18 protein-coding genes are annotated in these 18,410 nt (G+C 49.6%); 15 read left to right on the forward strand and 3 right to left on the reverse strand.

Annotated elements, in window-relative coordinates:
- The first annotated feature begins 286 nt into the window (after positions 1–286).
- The 4 genes from E3J62_07585 to E3J62_07600 all read left to right on the forward strand — a co-directional run bounded on the left by E3J62_07585 (position 287) and on the right by E3J62_07600 (position 4,493).
- Positions 287–856, forward strand: a complete 570-nt coding sequence (locus tag E3J62_07585; GenBank protein TET45409.1) for a hypothetical protein — start codon at positions 287–289, stop codon at positions 854–856.
- Between the two features lie 484 nt (positions 857–1,340).
- Positions 1,341–1,676 carry a hypothetical protein gene (locus tag E3J62_07590; protein ID TET45410.1) on the forward strand — a complete coding sequence of 112 codons (336 nt, stop codon included), beginning with the start codon at positions 1,341–1,343 and terminating at the stop codon, positions 1,674–1,676.
- A 556-nt stretch (positions 1,677–2,232) separates the two neighbouring features.
- Positions 2,233–3,864: a T9SS type A sorting domain-containing protein gene (locus E3J62_07595; GenBank protein TET45411.1), complete on the forward strand. Its 1,632-nt coding sequence runs from the start codon at positions 2,233–2,235 to the stop codon at positions 3,862–3,864.
- Positions 3,865–4,067: 203 nt separating this feature from the next.
- Positions 4,068–4,493, forward strand: coding sequence for a hypothetical protein (locus E3J62_07600; protein TET45412.1), 426 nt, complete (start codon positions 4,068–4,070; stop codon positions 4,491–4,493).
- A gap of 138 nt (positions 4,494–4,631) precedes the next feature.
- Here E3J62_07600 and E3J62_07605 read toward each other — a convergent pair whose 3' ends face one another.
- Positions 4,632–5,390, reverse strand: coding sequence for a hypothetical protein (locus tag E3J62_07605; GenBank protein ID TET45413.1), 759 nt, complete (start codon positions 5,388–5,390; stop codon positions 4,632–4,634).
- A gap of 414 nt (positions 5,391–5,804) precedes the next feature.
- On the opposite strand from E3J62_07605, the gene E3J62_07610 reads away from it, so the two are divergent.
- From E3J62_07610 to E3J62_07635, 6 genes are all read left to right on the forward strand, one after another.
- Entirely contained in the window at positions 5,805–6,590 is a 786-nt protein-coding gene (locus tag E3J62_07610) for a hypothetical protein (protein TET45414.1), read from the forward strand.
- Positions 6,591–6,733: 143 nt separating this feature from the next.
- The gene (locus E3J62_07615) at positions 6,734–7,030 is read left to right on the forward strand and encodes a hypothetical protein (GenBank protein TET45415.1); all 297 of its coding nucleotides are present in this window, start codon (positions 6,734–6,736) and stop codon (positions 7,028–7,030) included.
- Between the two features lie 82 nt (positions 7,031–7,112).
- Positions 7,113–7,532 (forward strand): hypothetical protein, encoded by a 420-nt coding sequence (locus E3J62_07620; GenBank protein TET45416.1) that lies wholly within the window; start codon positions 7,113–7,115, stop codon positions 7,530–7,532.
- A 126-nt stretch (positions 7,533–7,658) separates the two neighbouring features.
- Positions 7,659–8,948 carry an AAA family ATPase gene (locus E3J62_07625; GenBank protein ID TET45417.1) on the forward strand — a complete coding sequence of 430 codons (1,290 nt, stop codon included), beginning with the start codon at positions 7,659–7,661 and terminating at the stop codon, positions 8,946–8,948.
- Positions 8,949–9,021: 73 nt separating this feature from the next.
- Positions 9,022–10,023 carry an HNH endonuclease gene (locus E3J62_07630; GenBank protein TET45418.1) on the forward strand — a complete coding sequence of 334 codons (1,002 nt, stop codon included), beginning with the start codon at positions 9,022–9,024 and terminating at the stop codon, positions 10,021–10,023.
- A gap of 376 nt (positions 10,024–10,399) precedes the next feature.
- On the forward strand, positions 10,400–10,888 hold the full coding sequence (locus E3J62_07635) for a hypothetical protein (protein TET45419.1): 489 nt from the start codon (positions 10,400–10,402) through the stop codon (positions 10,886–10,888).
- Positions 10,889–10,940: 52 nt separating this feature from the next.
- Here the strand turns inward: E3J62_07635 and E3J62_07640 are convergent, their stop codons facing one another.
- The gene (locus tag E3J62_07640) at positions 10,941–11,300 is read right to left on the reverse strand and encodes a hypothetical protein (protein TET45420.1); all 360 of its coding nucleotides are present in this window, start codon (positions 11,298–11,300) and stop codon (positions 10,941–10,943) included.
- A gap of 230 nt (positions 11,301–11,530) precedes the next feature.
- On the opposite strand from E3J62_07640, the gene E3J62_07645 reads away from it, so the two are divergent.
- The gene (locus E3J62_07645; GenBank protein TET45421.1) at positions 11,531–12,508 is read left to right on the forward strand and encodes an integrase; all 978 of its coding nucleotides are present in this window, start codon (positions 11,531–11,533) and stop codon (positions 12,506–12,508) included.
- Between the two features lie 200 nt (positions 12,509–12,708).
- On the opposite strand, the gene E3J62_07650 is transcribed toward E3J62_07645, so the two are convergent.
- Positions 12,709–13,851: a hypothetical protein gene (locus E3J62_07650; protein TET45422.1), complete on the reverse strand. Its 1,143-nt coding sequence runs from the start codon at positions 13,849–13,851 to the stop codon at positions 12,709–12,711.
- Between the two features lie 535 nt (positions 13,852–14,386).
- Here E3J62_07650 and E3J62_07655 point away from each other — a divergent pair.
- From E3J62_07655 to E3J62_07670, 4 genes are all read left to right on the forward strand, one after another.
- Entirely contained in the window at positions 14,387–14,695 is a 309-nt protein-coding gene (locus E3J62_07655) for a hypothetical protein (protein ID TET45423.1), read from the forward strand.
- A 156-nt stretch (positions 14,696–14,851) separates the two neighbouring features.
- Positions 14,852–17,443 carry a toprim domain-containing protein gene (locus E3J62_07660; protein ID TET45424.1) on the forward strand — a complete coding sequence of 864 codons (2,592 nt, stop codon included), beginning with the start codon at positions 14,852–14,854 and terminating at the stop codon, positions 17,441–17,443.
- Positions 17,444–17,714: 271 nt separating this feature from the next.
- Positions 17,715–18,068, forward strand: coding sequence for a hypothetical protein (locus tag E3J62_07665; GenBank protein TET45425.1), 354 nt, complete (start codon positions 17,715–17,717; stop codon positions 18,066–18,068).
- Positions 18,050–18,250, forward strand: a complete 201-nt coding sequence (locus E3J62_07670; GenBank protein ID TET45426.1) for a DNA-binding protein — start codon at positions 18,050–18,052, stop codon at positions 18,248–18,250. The genes E3J62_07665 and E3J62_07670 overlap by 19 nt, the downstream gene beginning before the upstream one ends.
- The last annotated feature ends 160 nt before the right edge of the window (positions 18,251–18,410 follow it).

An 18,410-nucleotide genomic window follows, 5' to 3' on the forward strand; every position in this document is an offset into this window, starting at 1 on the left:
ATCATGTACTTCAGGACCTCTCTGCCAGGCGTCTGATAGAAAGTGGCCGACTGGAGTCTGTCTTCTGTATGGATGATTTGCTCAAACCCTACACAACACTCCTCGGGAAGCGATTCCTTGAGTTCATCACATCTCCTCTTGATGTTGCTAATGACGGAACTGAGTAGAATATCACCCAAAGCACCGTGCCCTGTCCCGCCACAAGAGTGTTACCGTAACGGTGTGAAGCATAGAAACTTTGGGCGGTGTCCTTACTCTATGCTAACTGAGGCGAATGGGAGGTAGCATGGCTTTTCCCTGGATCAATGTGATTGTGAATACGTTTGTGGCTGCAGGAACTCTCGGTCTCGCCTGTTTTGCCGCTTGGAGTATCTGGCTGACCAGACGCGTGATGAAGGAAGATAGAGATTACCGTCTCGTAGACAAAGCTCCGATTCTCGCAGTCACCTTGGAATACTTGCGTTTAGACCCGGACACAGAATCGATTGAATGGCTCACCCTCGGCATCAAAAATGTGGGGTCTGGCCCTGCGTTCAACATAGTCATAGAGTGCTCGCAGAACAACTCTGTGTTTCACTTCGCTTGCGAGGAGGGCATTCCTCGCTTCCATCTAGCACCCGGAGAAGTCGACAAGTGGGAATTCGAAAATCCCCGCCCTTCGCCGAAGGACCAAACAGGGGAGAGAGATCTAGTGATTGAAACCTCCTGCCAAAGCATGTTCGATAGAACCACAGAACAGGTATTTGTGTGTTCTGCCTACCAAGGACGGGTTGAGAGCGACGCACCACCTGATCTTCGGTCTGTTCGCTTGCAAACGCAGAATTCCTGGATATCTTGGGGTGGGTGGCCTGACTGAGGACTAGGAACGGTGCCCTCCTAGAACCCGAAGGATCTACGATTTGACTTTTTGACATTTTCTCCTTCCTCCGAGCACAATTCAGGCTCCGCACTCCGATGTTCAAAATTGACTTTTTGAACGCCTGACCCCATTCCGCGGATTCTGGTTCCGAGGTTGGCTCGGCTACTTCCCATGTCTCGGATCCCTGACGCAGTCAAGGAGCGTGGGTTCTACCCTAATAATGACCACAAACAGAGCTCCGGTGAGCCGTAGGCGATTTTTTTTGGAAAAAAGCAAGATTCTTTGGCAGTTTTCCCCACGAGATTTGTACGAATAGAGTGAAGGAGGCGATTGAGATGGAAAAGGGTGTTGCCATACGTGGACCACCAGACGGCATACCGTTTGGCGAGCCACTGCATTACCTCAGGAAGTTCAATGGAGGCGTGCAGGGGTCAACAAATAGGCACCGGAATGCCTGAAACCTTTGAATAAGGAGGAAGATATGTTTACAGAGCTTAGGATCTATTTGGTAGGAATTCTTACTGCTTGGTTCTTCACACGGTTCTACTACTGGCAGGCTCACAGAAACTACATACCCTTTGAGGAGTTGCTCATTAACTATATGATGACAATCAGAACACAGAGCGGCGACCTTCACGCAGAGATCGTCAGACTTCGCGGCAACAACTCCACCCTTCAAGCATTATCAGGAGGATTGAACCACAGTATTGGTGAGGCCGTGCTTCTTCAAGCCAAACAGCTCAACAAGAAGTACCCCAAGTGGGAACCATCTGAAGCGATCAAAAAAGTCGTTGATACACACTCTCCTACCCCATAGGCTCAAAAGCCAGAACCATGTTGACATGCGGGGGGAAGGGTGGTATTTTCTGCACGGTTGGGATTTGCAACTGATCTGAGATCTGCGATTAGTATCACCCTCTCCTTAATCCTCCCTTCGTTTTCCCTCAGGATTAAATATGCCTTGCCCCATCATTCAATGGCTCGGGCCTATTTGACTCCCATCAAGGGAGGCCGTGGAACGCCCCGGGAAGGAAGGGGTGAGAGGAACCTCCCATCAACGGAGGGGAGGTTGGGTGGAAGATCATAGGTCATAGATCTGAGATCTGCGATTAGTTGGGGCCGTTAGCTCAGTTGGCAGAGCACCGGATTTTTGATCCCAAACGGGGCGATTTACGGAAATGACTGTCGGGCAAGGAATCCCAGTAACTTCATACGGCAATTAATCTTCTCTGGACTTACATTGTGTCCATGGTTTATACTGTTTCCACACTGCTTGACACAAACATGGCACAAATCTGGCACAACTGATCTAAGATCGGAGATCTGAGATCGCAGATCTTGCTGGCGAGCCGGAAGTGCAGGGGACCCTAGCCATGAACAAGACGTCTGTTGCCGTGATGGTGACGATATTGCTCGTCGGAAGCACTATTTATGCCCAGGCGCCGAAGGTCTCCCATATATGGCCAGACGCCGGCATGAATGAGGGGCCCGTACCAGCCCACGTCTATGGCGCCAACTTCGAATCCCCATCCATATCATCGGTGAAGCTCATTAGGCCCGGATTCCCAGAGATCGCAGGTACTTCAATAAATGTTCTGTCACAAGAGTACCTGACGTGCTCACTTGACCTCACAGGCAATTCCACAGGCCCGTACGATCTTGTTGTGACAAGTGACTCCGGCTCAGACACTCTGCCTCGATGCTTTACAGTCTACGCAGCGTCGGTATCTCCTTACGAATGGGTCAGGACAACTGTGGTGATCGCTGATAGTCAAATGAGAGGTGTTGCTGTGGGAGATGGTGACGGAGACAGGGGAATAGAAGTATATGGAGCGAACTTCGACCGCTACGTATACCAATTCAAATGGGATGGTATCGGCTGGGCATGGGATACCTTGGGTTCAGGCTTACACATCATGCAAGGCGTTGCAGTAGGGGACGGTAACGATGATAATGAGATAGAAGTATACGGCGCAAATCAGATGGCCAGAATCTATCAGTTCAAATGGAATGGCACCACTTGGACAAAGACGGCACTTACTGGCGCCTTCGATTCCATGGAGGGCATAACGATAGGAGATGGCGATGCGGATGGCAACATGGAGGTGTATGCCACTGGCTGGGATGGATATCTCTTCCAATTCGAGTGGAATGGGGCGAACTGGATCAATATGACTATCGGGTCTGGTGCGGATTTCATGTCTGCGGTTGCAGTAGGAGATGGTGACGGGGACGGTGGATTGGAAGTGTATACGACGAACTACGATGGCTGCCTCTCACAGTTTAAGTCGACTGGTATGACCTGGACAATGACGACCGTCGATTCTGTTGAAAGAGAAATGTTGGATCTTGCGTTGGGAGATGGCAATGGTGATGAGGAAGTGGAGGTTTATGTGGCAATTTCTGACCGCAACATATACCAGTACAAATGGAATGGGATAGGCTGGGTGAAAACTGTTGTCGGTTCTGGTACAAATTGGATGGACGGAGTAGCGGTGGGAGATGGCGATGGGGATGGTGTCGTAGAAGTTTATGCGACAAGTTACGACGACAGCATTTATCAGTTTGATTGGGATGGAATCGGTTGGGTGAAGACGACTCTTGGGTCCGGTGGACCCTTGTGGAATGTTGTAGTAGGAGATGGAAACAACGACGGCCAAATGGAGGTGTACACCACAAGTCTGGATGGTACCATCTATCAGTTCAAACCTGGCGTCGTAGGAACAGAAGAGGCAAGAACATTCGCTGGGTACTTTTCTTTCGCCCCGGCATGCAATCCGGGAAGGCGTCGCATGGTTTTTACTCTCACGGTTCCTCAGGCAAGTAACATCTTACTGAAAATCTATGATGTCGCTGGAAGACTAATCGACATACCGGCAGAAGGCAGAAGATCGCCCGGCGTCTACGAAATCGCCTGCACATCAGAGATGAGCTCTGGCGTCTATTTCTATCGCCTTGAATCAACATGGGGACGGAAGACTGGCAAATTCGTACTGATACGATAACCATCATGCCTCCGGTCAGGCATTCACAGGATTTGGTGGCGCTGTCGGGAATTCGATTGTAACCATTGACTACATGCTTTATACTACTTTTGACCCAAACATGGCACAAATCTGGCAAAGGGTGCTGCATGCGGAGCACTCAGTGGAGCGGTAACAAGCCGAGGCAGGCATGTGCCCCGAATCCTGGCTGGAGGGAAGAGCAAATGGGCAAACACAACCATGACAAATATGTCAAAGGTCTTCTAATGGATATTGGAGGTAACCGTTTTGTCAGCAGCGGGCCTGACGTAAGGGTCAAGTATGAAGGCAGGGTCACAGCCCGGATAGACGGCGTGTTCGCAAAGCAGTGTGCGATCGAAATCGAGAGTCGAGTAGCAAAACAGATCAGAGGTGCAGTGCTCGATCTTCTTGAACACGATTGCTCTAGGAAGCTTTTGATTCTCGTCCCCGCACATATACCAAAGGATCAACAGGGCGTTATTGAGCACTGCAAATACATCCTGGCGAAATACATGAAGAGTGGGTCAAAACCACAAGTAATTCTGCTGAAGGGAAAGGGAGGTAACGAACGGAAGCGGGAAGATAGAAAGCAGATCAGAGACGCTTTAAGGAAATTGAGATGTTTGTGAGGCAGCCAGTTCTTTATACCTGTCCGGGACAGGCACCGGCTTTCATATTCCTCTCTGTGCTCTGAGAATACTGGTGGTTATGTGCTGATAAACGCAGCCAAGAGTTCAGAAGTTCATGTCTGACCCCGGTCCGACGAATCACCCGGGGAATGTCTTGAAATCTTCAGTTTCGAACCGGAAAAGGTCACCCTCCAGAATCGCTTCTCTTGCGAGCGACGCTTTGCGTTCCGAATCGACAATACCAAGTAGTGTATTTTCTGTTTTGCGATAATGATCCGTCCTATACATCACGATGTACTGGAGCCATATCCCAAGATCTTCTTTCGGTGATATGGCCTTTACCAGGGTCTCGAAGTCTGCGCCATAATCCACGTCCTTTGAAGTCGGATCGCTGAATACCTGGTAGAGAACGACAGTTCTGTCGGATTTCTGCACGCACGCAGATGCTGTTCGATGCAACATCTGATATACAACATCATCTACGTTTCCTATCCCTCTGCTTTTTGGAGCAATAAGTCCCTTCCAATGTTCAAGGACCGCTTTTCTGTTTTCCGTATTACCACTCCGCAACCACTGTTGTACGGTTTCGTATCTTGGTTCCCGCCATTTTCCTTCGATAGCCACAGAAATGGCTTTCGACCAGAACATCACATCTGTGTACGAGGCCTTGCTTAGGTCGTTCGCTGATTCCACAGGATATTCAAAATGTAGTCTACTTGGCTCCGTGAACTCTGCACCGATTTCCTCAAGAAGATCCCTTATTCTTTCAGCGTAGTCTTTCCAGTACCACAGCAGTGGAACAGTTGAGCAGGTGAGTTTACACAGATCAGAATTGGATACCTTGTTCAACATGTCAAGGAAATCCTTAACCCCGGTGTTCCCAAAGCAGATCTCCATCATTACTCCTTTTCAGGACAATGATCTAGGATTCAAGGATTGAGAGTGCCTTCTGCCGTCTAATAACTCCAGTTCTTCGATCTTTAAGGTAGCCCACGATTTCAAAACGGAAGCCTATTGACAACACCCTAGTCCGGTGCTATGTTAGTGCAAAACTCCCTATAGAGCAAACGATTTCTAGATCGAAACGGGGCAATTTGCGGAAACGACTGTCGGGCAAGGAATTCCAGTAACTTCATGCTGCCACTAATCTTCTTTGGACTTACACTGTGCCCATGGTTTATACTGATTCTGTGGTTTTCGACACAAAGTTGGCACAAGCTGCAAAAACACGTGAATTCCTAACAGGAAATAAGTGGCGCGCCCAACGCTGCATGGTGCCATTGGGAACACCTTACAAGCGGAGGGACAAAATTGATAAAGAGATCGATAGTCGGTTTAGCTACTCTCGGCGGAGCCATATGGTACCTTCAAGGCCGAAAAGAAGGAGACTATATAACTCACAAGGAAGAGGAGGGTTCAAGAGCCGTTATGGTCAAAGGAGCTGTCGAAGGGTTTCTTAAAAGACTCAAGAAATATGACATGGCCGTCACTCTAAGAGCAGCGGGCGATCTCCGGGCATTTCTGCGTAAAATCAAGGATAGGAAAACTGGAGCCAAGCTCACCAAGAGTGAGGCTGCTGAATTAAGAAGAATCATAACTTCACTTGAAAAGACTTTCAGAGCCGAAGCAAAAGGTATACATTCTTTCTTCACGACTGATAAGATGATTTCTATGCAAAAGCTGACCGCCAAGCACGAAGCACTCTTTCCCAAAGGAGTCTTCAGCGAGCTATCAGAAATAGCCAAATATGATGTAGGAGAAGCTGGGCTGTGCATCGCGTTTGATCGCGCCACGGCAGCCGCTTTTCATATCTTGAGAGCCACAGAAGCTGTCGTGAGAGAGTTCTATTATCGCATAGTCAAGAGGAATAGAGTGAGCGTTCTCACTTGGGGAAACATAACAAGCGATTTATCAAAAAGGAAAAGAAAACCTTCACCAGTTATAATGAAGAATCTGGACTATATACGTGACAATTTCCGAAATCCTACTGCCCATCCAGAAGCGCGCTACAACATTGAACAAGCTCAATCCTTGTTCAATCTATGCATTGACGCAATGTCCAAGATGATCAAGGACCCTCTGTGGCTCAGAGAGTAGATCACTGTGTGTTCTTGACCCGGTCCACCCGGATCCCCCGTTGCTTGAAAGCCGCTTGGGGACGGTGCCCTTCCGTCTGAGAAACAGCAGTGACATGAAGAGGTTCGTGAGTTGTTGTAGGCTCATGAGAGGGGAGCGATCCGATGGTCTACGAGGTGCTATTCTTTGACGGCTGGGGAAGTGTGCCAGCCTACTATTTGCTTGACAGTGTTGAGGACGATACGCCAGAACATGCTCTTGTAGCGAACTTCCAACAAATCGTCCAGCAAGTCAGACGCCGATTCGCCCTGCACGAGACCGAGGTGCCCAACCGGCGAATTCAAGACACTGTCTACATAGTGCGAGAGAATGGCTTAGCTTCGGCCCGAGACATAGGAGGACTGTCAGCCGACCGCCAGAAGCGAAGAAGAAAACAACTGTTCGAGGTATTAGAAATTTAAGACAATAGAGCAGTCTGCATACCGCCGGGGAACAGGTAACGGTCGGGCATCTCAGGCGCAGTATCCGGAAAAGGAGTGATTCATGAATGCCGAACAACAGATGGTTGCCCTTCACAGGTACTTCATTTGGGCTGATCGGATGAGAGCTCATTTTGACGAGCAGATCAGAGAAACTGGGTCTATCCCATTCGCAGTACAAGATGACACCCAGCCAAATCCTTACATGTCTTACTGGTATGGTGGCACGTATGTGGTTATTGAGGGATGGAAAAAGCTGGGTTTGTCGGATCCCATAATAGAGACGCTTCTTGAATCGCCGAATATCGAAATGCTTAAGCGGTACCGGAATGGCGTGTTTCATTTTCAGAAAGACTACTTTGATGACCGGTTCGTTGGGTTTATACGGGACGGCCAGAAGTCTGTTGAATGGGTACGGAAACTAAGACAGGAACTCAGTCGATTCTTCCTAGACTGGTTTCGTCAGAAAGATGAAACCAAGTAGTGAACACAAAGGAAATCCAAAAGTAGCGGGTTCGACGAGAAGGGTCACGAGCAGTCGCTTCGTAGGTAGCCGGAGTTGATGTGACTTCAGGAGCGTGTGCGATATTCAACCTGCTGGTCTTCGTCAATGATAAACGCATCTGATATCCACAAGGAATCGGATGTCCTTCGAAAGGTAACCGATTTCTACCTTGCCTCGACTGAGTTCAACGGCATACCTATCCGTTCTCTCATGGATAATCTCAAAGTAAAAGAGACTGAAATGAAAGGGATGATGCGCTTTCTGATAACAAGCAAGAAAATCTCACTGAACTTCGGGGATATCCATCCTAATCCCCACATCAAGGCCCTGCCTGAGCAAAAAGAGGATGTGCAAATCGAGAAACTGCTGAAATCCGATCTGCGAAATGTCTGTGCGTACCCCTCGCCTTCGCACCTCGACGGCGCTGTTGATCCGTCGAAATATGAAGGCAGACCTTTTACATTGAGGCTTGCCTTGGGCGAACCACAAATGTCCCACTTCTCATTCGATTTGAGTGTATTGGAGTTCTATCGGAATGACCCCAGGTACTACTACACTAGCAATGACATCGGCGGAACAATATGCGTGAATGACGATTATGCCCAGTCACATGATATGGCTGCCTCGGACAAGGTTCTGTTGCAGACCTTTGGTTTTTCCTATGATTCCCGTTTTGACCGAGCAGTTGCAGTTTTTCTATGGTACCTATCACGTTTGAGCCCTGAGCACCAGCAAATCTGGAATGCAAAAATCCTGAAGGGTGATTACAAACTGCACCCGGACTATTTCAGGACCTCCGTAATGGGACAATTCCCAGAGGGAGTGTCGATTTTTGATGCATTCATGGAGGAAATGCATCAGACAAATGAAATGTGCCGATTGATGGGCCGACCGACCTTGTTCAGAGAGGAATTCGTAGAGCGGGAGAAACCTAAGGAATTTGGCTTTTTGATAAGGCCCACCTTGAAGCACTTCAGTGATTTTGTGCTCTTGCTAGACAAGATGATCTCGGAAAACATCAACAGAGAATTCTTCCTAAGTGATGTCCCGTTTGAATACGACGAGGTCAGAGATGATGGGAAAGTCGTCGTCCGCCAGAAGGGCTCAGTTCAGATACTGGATGAATGGCTGGGTAAGCACTTTCGAACGAAGGATAGAGAACCGATTGAAGAAATGATTGCCGCCTTTAAGGAGATAAGGAGATTGCGCCAAAGACCGGCACATGCTATCGATGAGGATGTTTTCGACCAGGAGTACTTCAGAAAGCAGCGAAAACTAATCATTAAAGCGTATAAGGGAGTTAGGCTCCTGCGATTGATACTTACGAACCACCCAAGCGTAAGGGGCCATAAGGTACCCGAGTGGCTTCAGTCAAAGAGAATATGGGATCACTAGATGAGCGTTGACCACGCCGGTCGGCCTTCTCAGATCCATGGCTCACAGGTTCATCTCCGTGAGTGACACCTAGATGTCGAAATGCATATACTGCGTTGAGGAAAAGGACCCATCAGCGTTTGACAGGGACCATGTGATACCCGAATCCTTCGGCAAGTTTGAAAACAACCTTACTCTTCACCAACAGCAAGTATGCCGGGACTGCAACCAGTATTTCAGCAAGAAACTTGAGCTCTTTCTTGGTCGAGACACTGTTGAGGGAACATTCAGATATGTCTCAGGACCCAAAGACCCGAAGGATTTCACGACCGTTAAGGAAAGTAGGCTCCTTTACAAGCTGGCAGAAGAAGGGCCTTGGAAAGGTGCTATGCTCCGGCGTGTTACACACGACAAGATAGACGCTGTGAATCAAGTTGCGTTCCAGCAGAGGAACACAGGGAACTGGGTATTCTTCCCTATCGAAGATGTTCCCTCAGGGCATGAGCTTAAGAAACAAGGATTCATCTTGAAGGGAGATAAGTCCTTCAAGATGGTTGTGCATCCTGATTTCGGGGAGAAAAAACTAAAGCAACTGCTCACAGAAAAGGGCCTGGACATCGAACCCGATGGAGAGGTCATGGACTTCAAGTCCGGGCAAGAAAAGGTGATGGTCGAAATCCAGCAGACCGTCGATAAGGTCATTCTCAGAGGAATTGGGAAAATAGCATTTAACTACCTAACATATGCCCAAGGAGCAGATTTCGTTCTGGATAAGAGGTTCGACGGCTTTAGGGAGTTCATACGCTATGGAACGACCAGCGACACCCCACACGTGTGGATTGAAGGAAGGCCGATATGGCTTGATAGAAAACGCTTACCGACCAAACACGTGCAAGAACACTGGGTCCTGATCGACTGGGACGAAACTACGATATTCTCTTTACTTTCGCTATTCAACCTGACCATGTACAAAGTCCAGTTCTGCAGGAGATTCCTTGTGTTACCGGGCGACATCCGAACCGGAAATCGCTTCAACGTAAAGACCAAGAAAATATCCAAACTGTACCACCCACCTCTTGGTCTGTTCACAGCATAGGATCCCCCCGGTGATCGCTCTGTCTCGCCAAGAGACCGCATGGAATGCGGGTGAGGAAAGGTGTGACCGAAAGGTGCCCGGTCATTTCCCGGCCTTGAGACAAGGAGGCCGGAAGTTGGTGCCAAATTGTGTCATTGACATCGGGGGAGATTGGGGTCAGATTTAGGGTAGTGACGTAGATTCTGAGCAATCTAGGCCATTTTCCACGGGAGAGAGCCCCACGGTAGCTGGAAGTATAGCGAGACCCCATGGTAGACGGAAGAAAAAGGGCAGGCCTCGGAAGCCCCCCGGGCATGTCCCTCCGAGCAAGCAACATAGAAGGAAGCGGTGCGGAGCGCACGCGAGGACTACCGGGAAGCCTTGTCAGAGGTGGGCGATGGCCAACGGCAGGTGCATGATGCACGGTGGGAAGACCCCAAAAGGGCATGACCACCCGGCCTTCAAGACCGGCGAGCGTTCAAAGTATCTTCTTCCAAGTCTGCGACAGCTCGTCAGAGAACGACCTTTGGTCGCCGAAGATTTGGCTAACCTTGACGTCTATGACCTTGGAGATGAAGTCAGGATGACATTCGCCATGCTGTGTCTCTATTTGAAGAACAGACCAGAACCTGATGAAGTCACGGCTGACTGGATTCTGACAGCAGTCAGGTTGATTGATAGAGTAGCCAGGCAGAAGGAGCGCTACGTAAGGATGCAGAAATACCACAGGACAATCACGCTTGAAGAGTTTCAGGATGCAATGAGGAAAACGACGATACTTGTTTGTACGGCTTTCGGGCAGACCGTGAAAGACAAGAAGCTGATGGACGAGTTCATGGAGAGGCTTGAGAAGATACCAGAGCAATTGGAGAGTTGGCAGGGGTGATACGACGTATCTGGTCATGAGAGGCGCCGTGGAGGACAGCGCTGATTCGTCTTCAGCGATCGTCTCTTGACTGCGATTTCTCCTCGGCTTTGGAGTTCCCGAATAGCGTACGCATAAGGCGCATGAGCTTGGACCACCTGAGTCTTCTTGCCGGGCATTCCCAGTGTTTCAACCAGTGGTCAATCTGAGTCTCCTTGAGGACGGCAGCTTGGATCAGCATGAGAGCCTCGGGAACAGATTCAACGCCGGTCAAAGCTAGGAGAGTTTTGGCCGGCTCCTGTTCAGGGCTGGTATCGAGAAGGCACGTACCCTCATCGAAGAACCGGCAATTCCCGCAGTGCTCCACATACCTCTTCCGCTCCTGGCGGGGCCAGAAGGTTCCCCAGTGGTGGCATTCCTTATCACATCCCATATCAACCGCATTATACACTAGGTTTCTGAAATGTTCCCGCAGGAGGCCACCGGGAGGATTTGAAAAACTTGGTGTATAATAAGACTGAGAAAGCACAGACCTGGGGCTGCCTCTGTGTGGAGGGAGCGCATGTCGGCTTTTCCGGGCAGGCTATCAGCTGGGGTTGGGTTACGTGCACATGTTGGTGAGTACATGGCGATGATAGAAAAACGGACGTCACGGACGGCGTAATGAGATGGCCAGAGACAGGCAAAGGCAAGATATCCTGGCCTGTAGCGCCAAGAGTAGAGGAGTTTGGCACTCGGCCCAGTGATTTGGATGCTCTGGTGGGTAGCTTTCTGCTCTCTCAGGATGTCAGCCAGTCCTCAAGAACGACCTATGGGAAAGGTCTCAGACGTTTCCTGAGCTGGCTTGCAACGGAAGAGATACAGATGCCAAGGAGAGAGGATATCCTGGCATACAAGGAACACCTGAAGGCCAAAGGTTTCTCTCCTCCCACTATCTCAAACTACCTGGTTGCGGTAAGGAAGTTCTTCGATTGGACTGAGGGGATACGACTCTATCCGAATGTTGCCAGAGGCATCAAGGGAACCAAGCGAGCCAAAGGGTTTAGGAAGGACCCGCTCACGGTCGCTCAGGTGAAAGAACTGCTCATAGGCATTGACCTTTCTACTTCGGACGGGAAGCGGGACTATGCCCTTCTGAACCTACTCGTCAGGACAGGCTTGCGGACAGTGGAGGCTGCCAGGGCAGACGTTGGTGACATTAGCCAGGAGAGCGGAGAAGCGGTTCTCTGGGTTCAAGGCAAGGGGAGGGATACGAAAGACGAACTCGTTCTGCTCACCGATGCAACCCTGAAACCTATCCACGAGTATATACGGCTGAGGGCCGGTATACACGACTTGGCACCGCTCTTCGTTTCTCATAGCGACAGGAATCGGAATCAGAGGCTTACTACACGTAGCATTTCGAGGATAGCTAAGAGCCGTATGAAATCGATAGGCTTGGACAGTGGTAGATTCACGGCGCACAGCCTGAGACACACGGCTATCACATTGTCCCTGCAGGGCGGAGCTTCTGTGCAGGAAGCAAGAGTTCTGGGCAGGCACGCAGACGTGAATACGACCCTCATCTATGCTCACAACATAGACCGGATAGTCCACGCCCCAGAGAGGAAGATTGATGCAGTTTTGGCTATGGAGTGCTGAATGAAGCCTTGTATGTCGGTTATTTTCGCATACCGGACATGCCTGCGAATGGTCAGTACGCACCTCAAAAGCCAAACGTGACGAGTCTTTGGCTCACAAGGCGCTCCTGCACTACCATTTGGGTATAGACTGAAGACACCGAAAGGAGCACGGCTGTCAGACCCAAATAGATTGCTCCAGAAGCTATCTTGGGTATTGGATCAAAAGCGAAGCGGCGGCTCGGAAGGGCGAGCTTTCGGGAGAGTATCGTGGAATCCCAAGAAATACCATCTCAACAGGCTCATCCAGTCTCCCCTTGTGAAGCGTTCGGCCTTCAGCGACCATTCTGGGTCGATGGGAACTATAACTTTGCCGATGAGAGCCTTCTCAACATTCTGCATGCGCCTGATCGCCATTCTCACTTTGCCAGCATATTCTTTTTCTTCATTGAGTATCTGCTTGAAATTGCCTGGCGTAGTGAGTGTCTGTCCTGCCGCAGATTCAAGTGCAATAGCAGAGGCATCACGTACCCAAGGCTTGTCTTCACCCTCAAGAGTGATTAATCCCAAATCATGTGGTTTGACCATAGGGAATTCCTTTCTCAGTTCCCGATTGGAGGCACCTTGTTTGTGTCTCGTTCTAATCTTCTTTATAGTGGCAAGAGCCAAGTGATAACCTATGATTCCATGTTTGGTCAACAGGGGAAATAGCCTGCGTTTGTAAGTCTTTGATTTCACAAGGGGCCTGTGGAAGAGGTTCAAGAACAGTTTTATGAACTTGAAGTACATATGAAGATGTTGTGTTTCCTTGCAGAAGTCGAAGAAGAAGAACTGACGCCTAGGGATCTGCTTCTGCATCTCGGCAAACTGTACGATATCCAAGAAATCCTTGTACCTCTCAGAAAAGTCCCGTTTCATTTTCCCGACTGTCTCCATAATCTCTTGGGCATCGGCCTGGAATCTGGATGCCCAGCCCTTCATGTCTACTTGCTTCCGTTTCATCTTGGAGGACAAGATCTTATCCATCTTTTCTCTGTCGAGAGACATTTTTCTTACCTTTATGTCCAAGTAGGATTCGATGACCCTTAGCTCTTTGAGCATTCTTCTGAAGTTCGCTATATCTAGGTCCCAAGAATAGAATTTTTCCGTTTTGCCCGATATATCTATGCTGAGGTCTAGCACATCAGAAAAAGTCTTGGTGTAGCCTGTCCTGTAGTCAATTTCCTCAAATCCAGCTTTCAGGAGTTTAGAAGGAGTGATACCCTTTAGCAATTCGGTGGGGATAGGCTCCGTGAAGTAGGGAAACTTACCGTTAAGCCTAAACGATCTGAAAGACTCCAAGCCGTTACTGATGTCTTCTGACACTTCTTGGCCACATCCTATATGTTTGAATGGGATTCTACACGGAATCTCACGGAAACTCAAGGACGTTTACGACGTCACAGTACACTGCATTTCCAGAAACCCCAGTTACGCTTTTGACTACCTCTCGACCACCCATTTAGTTCCGGTGACAGGTGGATGCATTCCCTCTTGAGGATTCCCTGTCGGCTGTGGAAGACGGGTGACCCGCCAAAAAGGTAGTCCTTCCCTTAGACGACTACCTTCGCAGCCACGAGCCGCTCAACGCATTTACAATTGCTAGGTTAAGACCTTTTGCGGAGAGCACCCTTTTCCTTAGTACAAGGATAGTCCCTAACTCGCACGACTACCCTGGAATAATGGCGGGGCTTGCACAAAACCTATAGACTTGCTCCGGATGGGTCTTGTTCTTCCGTACCGGCGGAGGTCGGGGTGAGACAGGGTGAACTATACAGAAGGCAGTTGTACCGTCTGTTCCTCCGTCTCCTCACACGTAGTGCCAGTGCTTTGCTGGCTGATGAGAATGTGAGAAGGAGTTTTGAAGATTCAAGAGATAACGATCTCTGAGGTGCAAATCCTGCCAGTCCGACCCAGAGACGGCTTGGTTGCTTTCGCTTGCTGTTTACTCAACAGCCAAATCTCTCTGAATAACATCGCCGTCCACGTCCGCCCCGATGGCATGGACATCAGGCTAGTCTTTCCTCAGACAATCCTTCCGAACGGCAAGAAGGTGAACACCTTCTATCCGATCACCAAAGATGCTGGGGAGAAGATCAGACATGCGATACAGGAGAAATACGAGGAGCTAGTATCTAAAATGACAGAAGGGAACAAGCATAATCGATAGTCAGCTATGCTGGCTGCCAGCATCCCCTCGTCGTTTGAGGCCAGCCGCAGGTGTGTTCGGTGCCCAAGGCGGAACGATTATCATGACCGACTACGGATCAAAGACGTGTGTTAACGCTTAGGGTGTAGGGAGTTCCCCTTGGAAAGAGGTGGATGGATGAGCTGTAAACCATTTCGAGAGGAAGTTGCACGGGCAAATGACATAGCTGAAGTGGTGAGGGATTACGGAGTAGCGCTAAAGAAGGTAGGCAACGTTCTTCAGGGGCTTTGCCCTTTCCACCCCGACAAGAATCCCAGCCTAACTGTCTATCCCGAGAAACGAAACTGGCATTGCTTTGGGTGTGGAGCTGGCGGCGACGTCTTTGGCTTTGTCAAGAAAATGGAGAAGTGCAGCTTCGAAGAAGCGCTGAGAAAGCTGGCAGCCAAAACCGGCATCACACTCCCGAACTCGTCCACAGCGCAACAGCAGGAGCACGAAGAGAAACGAACGCAAGAAGGCATTCTCCTAGCCACCGCTGAGTTCTATTCCAAGAACCTGCCCAAAGACGTCAGGGAATACTTGACGAACTGCAGGGGGTTGACTTGTTCTACCATAGATGAAAACCTGATAGGCTATGCTCCTCCCTCAGCAAGCGAGTCCGGGCTTTTGTCCTTCCTGAGGCGACAAGACTTCACGACGAGGCAGGCCGTAGAGGCGGGTGTTCTGCGAGAGGATAGTAGTGAGTACTTCTTGGGACTTGTCACATTCCCTAACCTCTGCAACGGAAAGGTCGTCTATTTGACTGGCAGAGGCTATCCTGAGAAGTCGCACAGAAAGCCCCTCAAGGACAGAATCCCAATGAACCATCTCTTCAATGAAGACGCAGTCCGACACAAGGAGGTGGTCATCGTTGAGGGTGAAATCGATACACTAATCCTTAGGCAGGCGGGCTACAACGTCTGCGGCATACTGGGAACCACATCCTTCAAGGACACCTGGGTGGGTAAATTCGAGACCGTGGAGAAAGTCTTCATCGCTCTCGACGGCGACGATGCTGGGAAGAGAGCGACCTTCAGGCTCGGCGAACTTCTTCAAGACAAGGCGAGAATCGTGCGCTTTCCGAGTCCCGCCAAATCCGATGGTGCGAAGATAAAGGATTGGAATGAGCTCTTCATGATAGCCTACCAGGGCAACATTGAGCTCTTCAAGAAAGCATTCCAAAATCTTCTTGACCAAGCCATGACAATACTAGACTTCATGATTAAAGAGATTCCTGCGGAATTGCGAGGAGAGAGGCTGTTCGATGCCCTCACACCTGTCTGTAGTTATTTGGCTCGGATCGACCCAATTCGTGCCAACCAATTCCTGCGCTACACAGTAAAACCGAGGTTCCATCTCACAAACAGAGATGAGGCGGACTACGAGAAACGTGTCAAAGAACTCTGTCGTGCGGAGGAAGAGATGAAGAAAGAGAGAGCACAATCGAAGACAGAAGCTGAACTTCCGAGACACGAGATGAGTGACGAGCAAAAGGAAGAAACCTTAACCCTTCTCAAGGACCCCCGGCTTTTGCTGAGAGTCGAAGAAGACCTATCTAAGATAGGAGTAGTGGGAGAAGAGCGGGTCAAGGTTCTGGCCTACCTCATTGCCACCTCCAGGAAGATGGGGGTTGGCAAGGGTTTGGCAGCCACATTCAAAGCCGGAAGCTCAAGTGGCAAATCCCACATCGTACGGGCGGTTGCCTCTCTGATGCCTGAAGAAGAGAAAGAGGAATTCACAAATTTGAGTGGCAAGGCGCTCTACTACTTCGGCGAAGACTACCTGAAGCACAAGCTTGTTATATGTACGGAGATTACAGGGAAGCTGGAGGCGGAATATGCGATCCGAAACCTCATATCCGAACCGGAAATCGTTTCCGCAATCCCGTTAAAGAACGAGAAGACCGGACACCAGCGTACACAGAAATTTACCGTGAAAGGCCCCATATCTTATCTGGATACTACCACCAGTACCAAACTCAATCCGCAAAACGCCACCCGGGTTTTCGAACTCTATTTGGACGAAGGAGAACAGCAAACAAAGGCAATCAAGAATCTACAGGCCGAGGAAGTTGGCCCTAACTTCTTCGACATCTGCAAAGAACGGGACCAGATTAGAAGAGCTCACAGAAATGTACAAAGGCTCCTGCGGGCAGACATAATTGTTCTCATTCCTTATGCTGGACTAATAGGCTTCCCGACCCGTGACAGGCGCACCCGAAGGGACTTCCCCAAGCTTCTGAATCTCATCTCGGTAATTGCCTTTCTTCATCAATACCAGCGAGAAATCAAAGAAAGAAATGGCAAGAGGTACATAGAGGCTACCCTGTTCGACTACCGTCTTGCGTATGATCTTGCTCAAGAAACGTTCACAGAAACTCTAGATGTGCTGGATAGGAGAGAGAGGGAAATCCTTGCCAGAATCGAAGAGGGATTAAGAGCACGCCAGAAGGAGTTCGATAGGCCAATTGATGAGATTGAGTTCACGAGGAACGACATCGGTGCGTGGACGGACAAACACAAGAATCATCTGATTCCTTTTCTCAAGGACCTTGAGCGCAAGGAATACCTTGTGGTAGTGGAGGGGGGGCTGGGAAAGAGAATACTATACAAATACAGTAGGGAATCAACCGAGAGGGACGACAAGTGCTTTGGCTTCACAGGATTGACAACACCCGAAGAGCTTGGGGAGAGATGGAAAGAGAACATTAGGACATCTCATCATGTATGAGTGGATAGGTCACGAGACTGTAACTGCTTTGGGGCGAATGAATTATGACCTGTACAAGCTGTACGGAGAGAGAACAACGGGGGGAAACACGCAGTGTATGGAGACGGAATACCTACAAGTGAGCATTCCCAGGCTTTTCACCTGTACAGGTGTATAGGCGTCAATGAACCACAAGGGATGCTCGGAACAGCCACCGGGCAAGCTACCTCTAAGGTAGAACCTGGGCTCCCCTGCTTTCAACCTATACAACCTGTACGACGGAGTCTATGAGATGTCTTTGTTAGAAGTCTATGAGAGGGAAGGGTTGGTTCCACCCAGGCCTCCTGAAACCTCAGCAGAAGTAGCTGATCCATTCTTCAGGGTCTACGAGGAAGTGACTGCTGAATTGGATGCCAAGTGCATCATCGGCACTATTCAGTTCATCAACGAACGCCAACCGGCCCTCTGCCGCAGCATAAAGAGGGTCGAGAAAACGGCTGAAGAGCTGTGGCAGTCAGGGGACACGGACGAACGGACAATTCAGCAGTTTCGGGATGTCCTCCTTGAGTGGGCTCGATTGCACCTCAAGGGAATTGACCTGTACTCGGAAGAGATAAGGAGGAGTCGATGTCAAAGAGATTCATAGATGCTAAAGAGGTCGCTCGGCTACTGGGAGTAAGGGACACGACAGTCTACAAATGGAGTCACGAAGGCAGAATACCTTCTTACAGGTTTGGCAGGTGCGTCAGGTTCATTGAGGGAGAGGTAATGGATTGGGCCGAGAATCAGAGGTCAAGGCGGACACGTGGCAGGGGCGAGAAGATTTGAAAAACCCGGTGTATAGTATTAGTGGATAAAGAGAGAAGTCCCATGAAACTCGAAGAAGGTGCAAGGGTCTACTACGACCGAGACATGGCGAATCCTCCGGGTTTCGGAGTAATCGTCAGGATCTGCGAAGATGCCGGGTGGGGCATCTCCGTTGACATCC

This window comes from candidate division TA06 bacterium (assembly GCA_004376575.1).
Lineage (GTDB): Bacteria > Hydrothermota > DG-26 > E44-bin18 > E44-bin18 > E44-bin18.

Coding starts and splice junctions, on each gene's coding strand:
- E3J62_07645 (TET45421.1), top strand. CDS start 11,531: ATGAGATGGCCAGAGACAGGCAAAGGCAAGATATCCTGGCCTGTAGCG.
- E3J62_07620 (TET45416.1), top strand. CDS start 7,113: ATGAATGCCGAACAACAGATGGTTGCCCTTCACAGGTACTTCATTTGG.
- E3J62_07660 (TET45424.1), top strand. CDS start 14,852: ATGAGCTGTAAACCATTTCGAGAGGAAGTTGCACGGGCAAATGACATA.
- E3J62_07605 (TET45413.1), bottom strand. CDS start 5,390: ATGGAGATCTGCTTTGGGAACACCGGGGTTAAGGATTTCCTTGACATG.
- E3J62_07615 (TET45415.1), top strand. CDS start 6,734: ATGGTCTACGAGGTGCTATTCTTTGACGGCTGGGGAAGTGTGCCAGCC.
- E3J62_07665 (TET45425.1), top strand. CDS start 17,715: ATGTCTTTGTTAGAAGTCTATGAGAGGGAAGGGTTGGTTCCACCCAGG.
- E3J62_07585 (TET45409.1), top strand. CDS start 287: ATGGCTTTTCCCTGGATCAATGTGATTGTGAATACGTTTGTGGCTGCA.
- E3J62_07630 (TET45418.1), top strand. CDS start 9,022: ATGTCGAAATGCATATACTGCGTTGAGGAAAAGGACCCATCAGCGTTT.
- E3J62_07590 (TET45410.1), top strand. CDS start 1,341: ATGTTTACAGAGCTTAGGATCTATTTGGTAGGAATTCTTACTGCTTGG.
- E3J62_07625 (TET45417.1), top strand. CDS start 7,659: ATGATAAACGCATCTGATATCCACAAGGAATCGGATGTCCTTCGAAAG.
- E3J62_07670 (TET45426.1), top strand. CDS start 18,050: ATGTCAAAGAGATTCATAGATGCTAAAGAGGTCGCTCGGCTACTGGGA.
- E3J62_07640 (TET45420.1), bottom strand. CDS start 11,300: ATGGGATGTGATAAGGAATGCCACCACTGGGGAACCTTCTGGCCCCGC.
- E3J62_07595 (TET45411.1), top strand. CDS start 2,233: ATGAACAAGACGTCTGTTGCCGTGATGGTGACGATATTGCTCGTCGGA.
- E3J62_07635 (TET45419.1), top strand. CDS start 10,400: ATGGCCAACGGCAGGTGCATGATGCACGGTGGGAAGACCCCAAAAGGG.
- E3J62_07600 (TET45412.1), top strand. CDS start 4,068: ATGGGCAAACACAACCATGACAAATATGTCAAAGGTCTTCTAATGGAT.